This window comes from Streptomyces kurssanovii (assembly GCF_040677245.1).
Lineage (GTDB): Bacteria > Actinomycetota > Actinomycetes > Streptomycetales > Streptomycetaceae > Streptomyces > Streptomyces kurssanovii.
On sequence record NZ_JBFAQK010000017.1, the window covers coordinates 19705 to 31349 of the forward strand.

An 11645-nucleotide genomic window follows, 5' to 3' on the forward strand; every position below is an offset into this window, starting at 1 on the left:
CGGACGGCCTCCGGATCCGAGATCCGGAGGCCATCAGGTGAGACGGTCGGTGGACAGCGCGGTCGTCAGTGGGACTTCGCCGCGTACTCCCGCTGCGCCCGCTCGGCGATCCGCGGGTTGTTCCGCTTCAGCACCTGCCAGCCGACGGCGAGGCCCAGGGCCCAGACGGCGGCGACGTACAGGGAGATCCGGCCGGCCTCGTCGAAGGCGACCATGCCGGTCACGCCGATCAGGAAGAGCAGGGCGACCCAGCTGAAGACGGCGCCGCCCGGAGCCGGGAAGGACGAGGCGCGCAGCCGTCCGGCGTCCACCGCGGAGCGGTAGCGGATGTGGCTGACGAGGATCATCATCCAGGTCCAGATGCCGGCCGCGGTGGCGACGGACACCACGTAGCCGAAGGCCTTCTCCGGGACGATGTAGTTGAGGACCACACCGATGCCCATGAGGGTGACGGAGAGCGCGATGCCGACCGCCGGCGTGCGGCGGCTGTTGAGCTTGCCGAGCGCCTTGGGGGCCTCGCCGTTGGAGGCGAGGTCGCGCAGCATCCGGCCGGTGGAGTACATGCCGGAGTTGCAGGACGACAGGGCCGCGGTGAGCACGACGAAGTTGACGATGCCCGCGGCGAGCGGGATGCCGATCTTCTCGAAGGCGTGCACGAAGGGGCTCTGGCCGGCGGAGAACTCTGTCCACTTGACCACGGAGAGGATCACGAGCAGGGCGCCGACGTAGAAGATGATGATGCGCCAGGGCAGCGTGTTGATCGCCTTGGGGAGGGTCTTCTCCGGGTCCTCCGACTCGCCGGCCGTCACGCCGACGAGCTCGACGGCGAGGTAGGCGAACATGACGCCCTGCAAGGTCATCAGGCTGGAGCCGATGCCGTTGGGGAAGATCCCGTCGTAGGACCAGAGGTTGGAGACGGAGGCGGTGTCACCGGCGTCGGAGAAGCCAAGGGTGAGGACACCGAGACCGATCACGATCATGCCGATGATCGCGGTGACCTTGACCATCGAGAACCAGAACTCGACCTCGCCGAAGATCTTCACCGAGATCAGGTTGACGCCGAAGAGCACCACCAGGAAGACCAGCGCGCTGACCCATTGCGGGATCTCCGGGAACCAGAAGTGGATGTAGATGGCGGCCGCGGTGAGCTCGGCCATGCCGGTGACGATCCACATCAGCCAGTAGGTCCAGCCCGTGACATAGCCGAAGAACGGGCCGAGGAACTCCCGCGCGTACTCGGCGAAGGAGCCGGAGACGGGCCGGTACAGGAGCAGCTCGCCGAGCGCTCGCATGATGAAGAAGATGACGACGCCCGCGAGGGCGTACATCAGGATGATGCTGGGTCCGGCCTTGGCGATGTTCGCGCCGGCTCCCATGAACAGGCCCACGCCGATGGCACCGCCGATGGCGATCATCTGGACCTGACGGCTGCCGAGTCCGCGCTCGTAGCCCTCTTGTGACGTGTTGCCCCCGGCCTCGTCGCCGGTGTGATTGTCGACCTGCACCGAGGTCATGGTGATGCGCCTTTCTCCATGCCGATCCGCTCCCGCTGCGTCGAGCGGCCGCGGATCAGGTCCTGATCCCCCCGGATATGGATGGAGTGCCTCCGGCGGTCGGCCGGACGGGGCGCACTCGGGAGACAGGGGTGGCGTTCCCCGAGCGGTCGTGAAGATCTATCACGACGGCGGCAGTGATCCACCAGCTGGAGAGTGGCGCACACCACACGCAAATACGGACAGACGGCGCGCGGCGTGAGGAACGGTGACGATCCATTGACGGGATCGTTATCCGGATTTGAGACTCCGTTGAGCGAACGGAACGCTCAGGGCATCAGGGTCTCGACGAGCGTCTCCTGGAGGGCGCCGAGCCACAGGTACGCCATGACCATCGGCTTGCGCGGGTCGGAGTCCGGGAGCCGGTAGAGGTCCTCGTTCTCGTCCTCGTCGCCCACGTCGAGACGGGTTCCGATGGTCAGCCGCAGGTCGTTGAGGGCGCCGAGCCAGTGCAGGCAGTCGTCGGCCGGCAGCTCCAGGACGGCCCCGCCGTCACCCGCCGGGGTGAGGGCGTCGAGGCTGCGCACGACGGCGAGGGCGTCCTCCCGCTTGCGGGTGCGCAGGTCGTTCTCGGTGAACCGCCTGAACTCGGACGAGGCGGCCCTCAGCTCGTCGTCGGGCGTCCCCGCCTCCGGATCGGCGTACGCCTCCGGGAACAGGCGCGCGAGCGCGGGATCGGACGGGGGCTCGCTCGGCCCCTCCGCGAAGAGGGCCGCCAGCGGGTCCGCCCCCTCGGCCGGCTCGTCGCCCGGCCCGATGAGCTCGAGGAGCTGTACGGCGAGGGAGCGCAGGATCGCGATCTCGACCTCGTCCAGGGCGACCGCGGCCCCGCCGCCGTCGAGCGGCTCGAAGTGAGAGCTCATCAGCCGCGGTCCTGGGTGAGCGTGGCCCACAGTCCGTATCCGTGCATCGCCTGCACGTCACGCTCCATCTCCTCGCGGGTACCGCTGGAGACGACGGCGCGCCCCTTGTGATGGACGTCGAGCATCAGCTTGTGCGCCTTGTCCTTCGAGTAGCCGAAATAGGCCTGGAAGACGTAGGTGACGTAGCTCATCAGATTGACCGGGTCGTTGTGCACCAGCGTCACCCAGGGCACATCGGGCTCGGGGACGGCGTGCGCCTCCTCCGCCGACTCGGGTCGTTCGATCTCTACGGGCATCGTCACTCCACCCATGCTGCCACCCGGGAGGCCGTATCGCACAAACGCCCCGGCCCGTCGGGAGCACATCTCGTCAGATTGACGAGATGTGCGCTAGCATCACCGTCATGAACACAGCAGACCTTGGGCTGCCGGTGGACGTGCCGTCGACCGCGCTCTTCACCGATCAGTACGAGTTCACGATGCTGCAGGCGGCGCTGAAGGCGGGCACGGCCGAGCGGCGTTCCGTCTTCGAGGTCTTCACCCGACGCCTGCCCGAGGGCCGCCGCTACGGCGTGGTGGCCGGGACCGGCCGCGTCCTGGACGCCGTGGAGAACTTCCGCTTCGACCCGGGTGTCCTCAGCTTCCTGCGGGAACAGCGCATCGTCGACGAGCCCACGCTCGAGTGGCTCGCCCGCTACCGCTTCAGCGGCGACATCTGGGGCTACCCCGAGGGCGAGGTGTACTTCCCCGGCTCGCCGATCGTCCGGGTCGAGGGCACCTTCGCCGAATGCGTGCTGCTGGAGACGGTGATCCTCTCGATCCTCAACCACGACTCCGCGATCGCGGCCGCCGCCTCCCGGATGTCGGCCGCCGCGGGCGGACGCCGGCTCATCGAGATGGGCGCACGCCGCACCCACGAACTGTCGGCGGTCGCCGCGGCCCGCGCCGCGTACGTCGGCGGCTTCGACTCCACGTCCGACCTCGCGGCCGGCTTCCGCTACGCCATCCCCACCGTCGGCACCAGCGCGCACGCCTTCACCCTGCTGCACGACAGTGAGCGCGGCGCGTTCCAGGCTCAGGTCGACTCACTCGGACGGGGGACGACGCTGCTCGTCGACACCTACGACGTGGCCGAGGCCGTCCGCACGGCCGTCGACATCGCCGGTCCCGAGCTCGGCGCCGTCCGCATCGACTCCGGCGACCTGCTGCTCGTCGCGCACCGGGTGCGCCAGCAGCTGGACGAGCTCGGGGCGGTCAACACCAAGATCGTGGTCACCTCCGACCTCGACGAGTACGCGATCGCCTCGCTGGCCGCCGCACCGGTCGACGCCTACGGCGTCGGCACCCAGCTGGTCACCGGCAGCGGCCACCCCACGTGCTCGATGGTCTACAAGCTCGTCGCCCGCGCCAGGTCGACCGACGCCGCCGCGCCGCTCGAACCGGTCGCCAAGAAGTCCCTGGGCGGCAAGACGTCGGTCGGCGGCCGCAAGTGGGCCGCGCGCCGTCTCGACGCCGAGGGGATCGCGGAGGCCGAGGTCGTCGGCGTCGGGGAGGTGCCCGCGGAGCTGGCGGAGCGGCAGCTGCTGGTGGAGCTGGTCAAGGGCGGCGACGTCGTCGCCCGCGAGCCGCTGGACGCGGCCCGCGCCCGGCACGCCGCGGCGCGGGAGGGCCTGCCGATGTCGGCGCTCCAGCTGTCGCGCGGCGAGGCGGTCATCCCGACCGAGTACGTGTGAGCCGTCCGGAATGAACCACCCGTAAAGGGGCAAGGAGCACCACGACCCGCCGGACGGACCGCAGCCCTCTCCCGTACGGCGTGGCGAGTGTCTAGGCTCAGGAGTTCTGTTCGCCGCCGGTTCCGTGCAACGGCGGTCGTGGGCGGCTCGTCCGCCCCCTTCCATCCGCTGTCCGCCCTCCGCCATCCCACCGAAGGACACCCGCCATGCACCGCGCCTTGATCGTCGTCGACGTTCAGAACGACTTCTGCGAGGGCGGCAGCCTCGCGGTGGCGGGAGGTGCCGATGTCGCGGCCGCCATCACCGACCTGATCGGCCATGCCCAGCCCGGCTACCGCCATGTCGTCGCCACCCGCGACCACCACGTCGAACCGGGCGACCACTTCTCCGACCACCCTGACTTCGCCCGCTCCTGGCCGCCGCACTGCGTGGCCGGCACGGAGGGTGTCGGCTTCCACCCGAACTTCGCACCGGCCGTCGCCTCCGGCGCGATCTCCGCGGTCTTCGACAAGGGCGCGTACGCGGCGGCGTACAGCGGCTTCGAGGGGACCGACGAGAACGGCACGACCCTGGCGGAGTGGCTGCGCGCCCGCGACGTCAGCGAGGTGGACGTCGTCGGCATCGCGACCGACCACTGCGTGCGCGCGACCGCGCTCGACGCCGCGCGGGAGGGCTTCCGCACGAATGTGCTGCTGGGGCTGACGGCGGGGGTGGCGGCGGACTCGACGGCGCGGGCGGTGGAGGAGATGCGCGAGGCGGGCGTCGAACTGTCGGGCAAGCCGGTGGTGTGACGCCGGGCAGCGCCCCCTGTACGGGGCCCGCTCCCCCACCGCACCGCTTCCGGCCGTATCGCTGTGCGGCTATGCGGGCCGGGCGGGGCGCAGGAGGGCTCGGGCCGGGTGCCAGAGCTCCGCGCCCGCGGTCTGGTCGGGACGCCACAGCAGGCCGTCCGGGTGGTGCAGCACCGCGGTGATCTCGTCCGGTGTCGGCGGCTCCGCGTTCCCCCGCAGGTACACCGCCCTGAACCCGAGGTTCCGCAGCCGCGTCAGCGCCCTCGCCCGGTTCGCCGCGTGGACCAGGAAGCGGACCGTGGCGCCGCCCCCGGCCGGGCTGGGCAGGCTGATCGCGACGACGACGCTGCCGCCTGGCAACTTGCAATAACCTCCGCCGGGCATGCGGAACCACTCCCCCGTGAGTCACTGTCAATAAGAACCTCGGTCAGACGCACCTAAACACGATCGGCCGCCGCCCGCTAGAGGGCGACGGCCGATCATGCTGTGACCTGGGGTGTTACGGATTACTTGGTCGACGGACCAACATTGATGGTGATCGTCCTGCCGCTCAGCGGCTCCTTGACGATCGAGATCTTGGTGTTGGTGTCAGTTACCTTGACGCTGCCGGTCGGGTTCTCCGGGTACCAGTAGACGCCCTTGCGGTCGTCGAAGACCGGGTTGCCCCGCTGGGACGCGATCCAGTGCGGCTTGTCCGCGTTGTGCAGCCAGAAGCTGTCCGTGCGGTACCGGCTGAACGTCGAGTCGAACGTCTGGATCTTGTTGCGCAGCACCGTGCCGTCGGACCACTTCAGCGGCTTGGCGTGCGCGTCCACCGGAAGGATCAGACCCTGGCCGTGGTGGGCGCTGGTGTTGTTGTCCTTCTGGGAGGTGTCCCACTGCCAGATCATCAGACCGTTCTGGTAGGGGTAGTGCTCGACCCAGTTGTCGCGCGGCGCCTTGAAGCCGAAGTTGTACGGGCCGACCTCGAGGGTCTTGTCGTACGACACGTACTGGCGGTTCTCGGCGATGTAGTACTGCTCGTACTCGAGCGTGAAGGACTCACCGATGCGGTTGAAGCCCTTCGCGGTCCAGCCGTCGACCTCGCCCTCGGCGTTGTCCGAGAAGACGGGGGCGCCGTCGGCCTTGATCGTGATGGCGTCGGCCGTGAAGCCCTTGCCCGCCACGCCGCCGTCCGTCTGGTACCGGAAGCGGACGTCGACCTTCTGGCCCGCGTAGGCGTCCAGCGCGTAGACGAGCTTCTTGTGGCCCTCGGACGGGCCGGTCAGCGCCGGCTTGTCGCCCGCGTCACGGGTGATCGCCTTGCCGTCGGCCGTGCCGTCCACCGGCGTCCAGTTGGCGCCGCCGTCCGTCGAGACCTCCGCGTAGAGGTAGTCGTAGTCGGCCTCGATGTCCCACCAGCCGTCGAGCTCGAGGGAGGCCGACGACTTGCCGGTGAGGTCCACCGAGCGGGACAGCGTGTTCTTGAGGTCGTCACCCATGTCGCTCCACCACTGCTTGGAGCCCTCGGAGGGCTTCACGACAGTCGTGGTGACGGGCTTCTTCGGAAGCTCGACAACGAGCGCCTGCGGCTTGTCGGTGTTGTACGCCGACACGCCGAGGGTGTGGGTCGACTTCGTGGCGGCCTTGGCCGTCTCGTAGTTGAGCCAGCCCAGCTGGAGCTTGTCCCAGGCGGTCATGTCGCCGGGGAGGTCGCCGATGGAGTCCTTGCCGGTGCCGAGCCAGGAGCCGGCCGACATCAGGGTCCAGTAGCCGGTCGAGTTCTCGCCGCCGCCGGAGGTGTCGTAGTGGTCCGGCAGACCGAGGTCGTGACCGTACTCGTGGGCGAAGACACCGAGGCCGCCGTTCTCGGGCTGCATGGTGTAGTCGCCGACCCAGATGCCGGTGTTGCCGATCTGGGTGCCGCCGGACTTGTTGTTCTCCGGGCCGGTCTTGCCGGCGTCGGTGCCGTAGGCGTACCAGCGGTGGGCCCACAGGGCGTTGGTGCCCTCCGCGCCGCCGCCGGCCGACTCGTCCTCGCCCGCGTGGACGATCTGGAAGTGGTCGATGTAGCCGTCGGACTCGTTGAAGTTGCCGTCGGCGTCGAAGTCGTAGCGGTCCCACTGGTCGTACTCGGCCAGCTGCGCCTTGATCTCCGCGTCGGTCTTGCCCTTGGCCTTCTGGTCGGCGGCCCAGGCGGTCACGCCGTCCTTGACCGTGTCCCAGACGTTGGCGCAGTTGCTCTGGCCGCAGTAGTTGGAGCCGTAGCGGGCCTCGTTGTAGTCGACCTTGACCCAGTCGGAGACGGCGCCGTCGACCGAGTAACGGCCGGACGAGGTCTTCTCGTAGTAGGTCTTCAGCGACTGCTTCGGCTGCCCGTTCTCGTCCTTGCCGGTACCGAAGTACAGGTCCTGGAAGTGCTCCTGGTTGTAATCGGCCTGCCAGGCGGTCGAGTTGTCCTTCGACCGGTCCGGCTCCGCGATCTGGTTGTGCAGCGGACCGGGCGTGCCGCCGTACTTCTTCACCGGCGGCTTGGGGCCGTCGGCGCCGTCCGGGTCGAACATCGTCGTGTCGTCGACCTTGTCGCCGAACTCCACGAGGATGGTGAAGATCTTCTCGGTCTTCTCCCGGGCGAGCTCGACGTACTTCTTGTCGTCGAGCTTGACGACCTTGGAGCCGCCGCGCTGCTGCACGGTGGCGTCGCCGGATATGACCTGCTCGAGGGCGGCCTGGCGCTGCTCCTCCTGCTGCTTGCTGAAGGGACCCTCGAGGTCGTGCTCGACATGGCCCTTGTGCGGTGCCGGGTCGTGCCGCTCGATGCCCGCAGGGTCCGCCGGCTTCTGGCCGTCGGCCTGCGCACTGGTGAACGCCGATGCGGTCGCGGTCGTCGCGGCAAGGGCCACGAGCACCGCGGACGCTCTGAACGTCCGTCGCTTGCTGGTCACTTGATGGTGTCCTCCCCCGCGTTCCGTCGCTGCTGCGGACAGGGTTGTGGGGTCGTCCGCGTGCGCGGTATACGCGTCTCAAGTGACGACATTCGACCGGAGTTGAGGAAGAAAAGACAGTCCTTGACTTGGACAGGCCAACTACACTATGCGGGTGCGAGGCCCCGGTATCCGGACGAGGGGAAATCAGGACAAGCGGCGCACATTTTCCGCCACTTGGCGGGGTGAATGACCCTGTGCGCCCCCCATGCACCGGCACCGTGGGTTAGGTCACGCTTACTGCCCGTTCCGCAGGGGCATCCACCGTCGTAGAGTCTGTTGTCAGTGCGAACTGTCCCCAAGGCTCCGGCCCTGCCCCTGTCCATAGGACGGATACCGTCATGCCGCGTCCGACTGCCGCACAGCTCGCCTACGGTTCGGCCACCGTCGTCCTCTCGACGGTCGCCCTCCTGCTGCTGACCCGCGCCACCGACGGCGTCGCCGTCGCCGCGATCGGTATCGCCTCGCTGGGACTGGGACTTCTGGTCGCGCTCACGCCGCCTCTGCACCACCGGGCCACCCGGCCGCCGACGGCCGCCGCGCCGCCCACGGCCACCGCCTCCGACGCCCCCACGGCCCGCACGTCCGCGGCCCGTGCGCATGCCGGGGCGGAGACCAGGGTCGGCCAGCACTCACTGCGCCGCTGACACCACGACCGTCTTGCCCGCCTTGTCGTGCAGTCCCTGCCGGTAGGGCTTGTCGGCGAGCACCGTGATGATGATGAGGAGCCACCAGAGGCAGTAGCAGCACACCAGCGCGGGCACCCACAGTACGAGGGCGCGCAGAAGTGAGGAGCCGATGTCCGGCACCCGGCCGTCGTTGAGCATCGCGACCCGCAGCTTCATGATCTTCTTGCCGAGGGTCCGCCCGTTGTACTTCGACGTCATGAGTGTGTCGTAACCGACGTACGCCACAATGGAGATCAGCGACCACAGCCACTGCTCCCCGGAGTTCATCCGGTCGGTGACCTCGTCCCAGTCCTCACCGCCGGTGGCCACCTCGACGCCGCCGAAGGCCAGCGAGATGAGGAACAGCGGCACGAAAACAATGATCATGTCGATGAGCCGGGCCAGCACCCGTTTGCCGAAACTCGCCAACGGCGGCATGCCCGCAAGGGGATCCGCGCCTCCGTACGGGCCGCCGTAGGCTCCCGCGTCGTACGGAGGCGGCCGCTCACCGCCGTACGGACCGCCCGTCCCGCCCGCCCCTCCGAGGGGAGAGTCGTAGGGCGAACTGCCGCCGGAGCCGGGAGCACCGCCGGGCGGCGGGGTCGGCCCGCCCGGTTCCTGGGGCCCCTGCGGCTCCTGCGGCTTCTTGCGGAACGGATCGTCGTCGGGCGACTGTCCGGGCGGCGGCTGGTCGTTGCTCATGGGGGCAGTGCACCCCGGGCCCCTGAGGCCCGCAACGGCTCACAGGCGTTCGGGGGACCCGCCGTGAGCCGTACGGCCGGACGGGTCAGCCGGTCACGAACGTGTGCGCCGTCTTGTCGTGCCAGCACTGCCGCCACGGGCGGTCGAACAGGCACCACAGCACATTGAGAACCCCGACGACGAGGACGCCGAGCACGCTGTAGAGGAGCCAGCGGCGCAGCGCGGCGCCGAACGTCGGCGGCTCGTGGGTCTCGATGTCCAGGACCTGGAGGCCGCAGAGCTTCTTGCCCAGTGTCCGGCCCCACTTGGCGGTCGGCAGCGACTCGTACAGCACGCCGAGGACGAGCAGGGCGCCGAGGACGATGCCGAGGTGGCCCGCCGTGGTGCCGTCGAGGAGCCAGACGGTCACCGTCTTCCCGGACAGCTTCGCCGCCTCGATCTTCTCGTCGATGTGGGCGCGTGCCTGCGCGGCGACGGGGACGGCCACGGCGCCGACGAGCGCGCCGAGCAGCACCGTGTCGATCAGGCGGGCGGCCAGGCGCCTGCCGAGGCCGGCGGGCCGGGCGGCGGCCTGGGCCTGAGCGGCCGCGAGGAACGGGTCGTTGACGGGGGGCTTCCACGGAAGGACCGGCTCGCCCTCGGCGGAGGCCGACGTCTGCGCCAGCTGGTGCACCTGCTGCGGCCAGGAGGCGGCGCCGCCGCCGGCGCTGCTGGTGACCGGCGGCTGGGACTGCACGGGCCCCTGCGGCTGAGGCTGCGCCGGTGCCTGGGGCTGGGGGCCGGGCTGGGGCTGGGGCTGTGCGGGTGTCTGCGGCCGGGGCTGTGCGGGCGGCGGGGCGGTGGCGGCGGACTGCGGGGTGGGGCGGGACGGGTCCTGTCGGGTGGGGTCCTGTCGGGTCGGGTCCGCCTCCGCCGGCCTGCCGACCGCCCGCATCGTCATCGTGCCGTCGGCCTGACCCGGCCGCTGGGCCCGGATGGTGACGGTGTTCTCCGCGGGCTGCTGGGGGCCCGGGGTACGGCGGACCGGTGTCTCGTCCGCCGCCGGACGGGCCGGGTCGGCGGAGCCCGCGGCGCCGCCGGGGCGCAGCGCGCGGATCGCGACCGTACCGTCCGCCGGCGGCTCGCCCGTGGCGGACGGGCCGAGGGGGCGGACACCGCCGGGGACCTCGTCGGCCGCGGGACCCGCCTGGGGCGCCGCCGAGCGCATGCCGGGCAGCCTGCCGCCGGTCGGGTCGGCCGACGGCTCGGACGCCCGGGCGGGACGGCGTGGATCGGACGGCGCGTCAGCGGCGGCGGGCCGGTCGGGCGTACGGGGGTCCCCACCCCAGGAGACGCGGTTGTCGAGGTCGCCGCCGAAGCCGGCCTGGCGAGAGGTGTCGGCCTGCCATGCCGTGGCGGGCTCCGGGCGGGCCGGCTCGTCCGACGGCTCCTCGTCGAGGAAGACCGGACCGGTCTCTTCCGTGGAAGGGGCGGGCGCGGCAGGGACGGCGGGCCCGGAAGCGGCGGCCGACCCGGGCGGGCCGGGCATCGCCTCGCCCGACTTCGGGGCGGGCCGGCTCGTGCCGGGCACCCATGCCGCGCCGTTCCAGTACCGGACATATCCGGGAATGGACGGGTCCGGGTAGTAGCCGGGTGTGGGGCTGCCGTCGCCGGTTGCCGGGGTTGGGGCGCTCATCACCGTGGTCCCGTATCTCTTCGATGCCTCAATTCGAGGGACCACATCTATCAGACCCTCGTGCACCCCTGGGCCGGTCCTGCCGTAACGACCACTTTCAGGTCACGGGAATGTCACGGAAAGTTATGTGCGGAAGTCGCGTAATGCCGGCGGGGGTAGCCGCTCTCTTCCCGTGAGGCCCGCTCACCGGGCCGCCCCAGAAGGCGTACAGGAAGGAAGAGATCATGCACACGGTGGTGGAACGCGAACTCGAGTTGAACCTGGTGCTGTCGCCCGAGCGCAGCATCCCCGTCCCCGCCCGGCTGTCCTACCGCCCGGACGACCCCTATGCCGTGCACATCGTCTTCCACATCGGCTCGAGCCACCCCGTCAGCTGGACGTTCGCCCGTGAGCTGCTCGTGGAAGGGGTGTTCCGGCCGTGCGGCACCGGCGACGTGCGGGTCTGGCCGTCGAAGACAGACGGCCGCAGCGTCATCCTCATGGCGTTGAGTTCACCCGACGGTGACGCCCTGCTGGAGGCGCCGTCCCCGGCGGTGTCGGCCTGGCTGGAGCGGACGCTGCGGATCGTGCCGCCCGGGACCGAGACGGCGGCGCTCGGCATCGACGAGGCCCTGGCCGCGCTCCTCGCGCCGACCAGGACCGACGAACTGCGGGCGCACGGCTCCTCCGGCGACCCGCAGGACGGCGATGCCTGAGCG

11 protein-coding genes are annotated in these 11645 nt (G+C 70.2%); 4 read left to right on the forward strand and 7 right to left on the reverse strand.

Annotation, left to right across the window (positions count from 1 at the left end; genetic code table 11):
• Positions 1–65: 65 nt before the first annotated feature.
• The 3 genes from AB0K36_RS14870 to clpS all read right to left on the reverse strand — a co-directional run bounded on the left by AB0K36_RS14870 (position 66) and on the right by clpS (position 2727).
• A complete protein-coding gene (locus AB0K36_RS14870; RefSeq protein WP_364593362.1) occupies positions 66–1514 on the reverse strand; it encodes an amino acid permease in 1449 nt (482 codons plus the stop codon).
• Between the two features lie 308 nt (positions 1515–1822).
• The gene (locus AB0K36_RS14875; RefSeq protein ID WP_364593365.1) at positions 1823–2416 is read right to left on the reverse strand and encodes a DUF2017 domain-containing protein; all 594 of its coding nucleotides are present in this window, start codon (positions 2414–2416) and stop codon (positions 1823–1825) included.
• Positions 2416–2727, reverse strand: a complete 312-nt coding sequence (gene clpS / locus AB0K36_RS14880) for an ATP-dependent Clp protease adapter ClpS (RefSeq protein ID WP_364593368.1) — start codon at positions 2725–2727, stop codon at positions 2416–2418. Before clpS ends, AB0K36_RS14875 begins: the two co-directional genes overlap by 1 nt.
• Positions 2728–2819: 92 nt before the next feature.
• Here clpS and AB0K36_RS14885 point away from each other — a divergent pair, with 92 nt between their 5' ends.
• Positions 2820–4148, forward strand: a complete 1329-nt coding sequence (locus AB0K36_RS14885) for a nicotinate phosphoribosyltransferase (protein WP_364593371.1) — start codon at positions 2820–2822, stop codon at positions 4146–4148.
• Positions 4149–4354: 206 nt separating this feature from the next.
• Positions 4355–4939 carry an isochorismatase family protein gene (locus AB0K36_RS14890; protein ID WP_364593374.1) on the forward strand — a complete coding sequence of 195 codons (585 nt, stop codon included), beginning with the start codon at positions 4355–4357 and terminating at the stop codon, positions 4937–4939.
• A 69-nt stretch (positions 4940–5008) separates the two neighbouring features.
• On the opposite strand, the gene AB0K36_RS14895 is transcribed toward AB0K36_RS14890, so the two are convergent.
• A complete protein-coding gene (locus AB0K36_RS14895; protein WP_364593377.1) occupies positions 5009–5323 on the reverse strand; it encodes a hypothetical protein in 315 nt (104 codons plus the stop codon).
• 122 nt (positions 5324–5445) lie between these two features.
• Complete coding sequence (locus AB0K36_RS14900) at positions 5446–7863, reverse strand: immune inhibitor A domain-containing protein (RefSeq protein WP_364593380.1); 2418 nt, start codon at positions 7861–7863, stop codon at positions 5446–5448.
• A gap of 380 nt (positions 7864–8243) precedes the next feature.
• Here AB0K36_RS14900 and AB0K36_RS14905 point away from each other — a divergent pair, with 380 nt between their 5' ends.
• Positions 8244–8549, forward strand: a complete 306-nt coding sequence (locus AB0K36_RS14905; RefSeq protein ID WP_364593383.1) for a hypothetical protein — start codon at positions 8244–8246, stop codon at positions 8547–8549.
• Here AB0K36_RS14905 and AB0K36_RS14910 read toward each other — a convergent pair.
• Complete coding sequence (locus AB0K36_RS14910; protein ID WP_364593386.1) at positions 8535–9272, reverse strand: RDD family protein; 738 nt, start codon at positions 9270–9272, stop codon at positions 8535–8537. The two genes, AB0K36_RS14905 and AB0K36_RS14910, sit on opposite strands and share 15 nt — an antisense overlap.
• A gap of 85 nt (positions 9273–9357) precedes the next feature.
• A complete protein-coding gene (locus tag AB0K36_RS14915; RefSeq protein WP_364593388.1) occupies positions 9358–10947 on the reverse strand; it encodes an RDD family protein in 1590 nt (529 codons plus the stop codon).
• A 224-nt stretch (positions 10948–11171) separates the two neighbouring features.
• On the opposite strand from AB0K36_RS14915, the gene AB0K36_RS14920 reads away from it, so the two are divergent.
• A complete protein-coding gene (locus AB0K36_RS14920) occupies positions 11172–11642 on the forward strand; it encodes an SsgA family sporulation/cell division regulator (protein WP_364593390.1) in 471 nt (156 codons plus the stop codon).
• The last annotated feature ends 3 nt before the right edge of the window (positions 11643–11645 follow it).

What these genes read in the sequence shown, in the direction of transcription:
- AB0K36_RS14870 (WP_364593362.1), bottom strand. Translation starts at nt 1,514, where the DNA reads ATGACCTCGGTGCAGGTCGACAATCACACCGGCGACGAGGCCGGGGGC.
- AB0K36_RS14875 (WP_364593365.1), bottom strand. Translation starts at nt 2,416, where the DNA reads ATGAGCTCTCACTTCGAGCCGCTCGACGGCGGCGGGGCCGCGGTCGCC.
- clpS (WP_364593368.1), bottom strand. Translation starts at nt 2,727, where the DNA reads ATGGGTGGAGTGACGATGCCCGTAGAGATCGAACGACCCGAGTCGGCG.
- AB0K36_RS14885 (WP_364593371.1), top strand. Translation starts at nt 2,820, where the DNA reads ATGAACACAGCAGACCTTGGGCTGCCGGTGGACGTGCCGTCGACCGCG.
- AB0K36_RS14890 (WP_364593374.1), top strand. Translation starts at nt 4,355, where the DNA reads ATGCACCGCGCCTTGATCGTCGTCGACGTTCAGAACGACTTCTGCGAG.
- AB0K36_RS14895 (WP_364593377.1), bottom strand. Translation starts at nt 5,323, where the DNA reads ATGCCCGGCGGAGGTTATTGCAAGTTGCCAGGCGGCAGCGTCGTCGTC.
- AB0K36_RS14905 (WP_364593383.1), top strand. Translation starts at nt 8,244, where the DNA reads ATGCCGCGTCCGACTGCCGCACAGCTCGCCTACGGTTCGGCCACCGTC.
- AB0K36_RS14910 (WP_364593386.1), bottom strand. Translation starts at nt 9,272, where the DNA reads ATGAGCAACGACCAGCCGCCGCCCGGACAGTCGCCCGACGACGATCCG.
- AB0K36_RS14915 (WP_364593388.1), bottom strand. Translation starts at nt 10,947, where the DNA reads ATGAGCGCCCCAACCCCGGCAACCGGCGACGGCAGCCCCACACCCGGC.
- AB0K36_RS14920 (WP_364593390.1), top strand. Translation starts at nt 11,172, where the DNA reads ATGCACACGGTGGTGGAACGCGAACTCGAGTTGAACCTGGTGCTGTCG.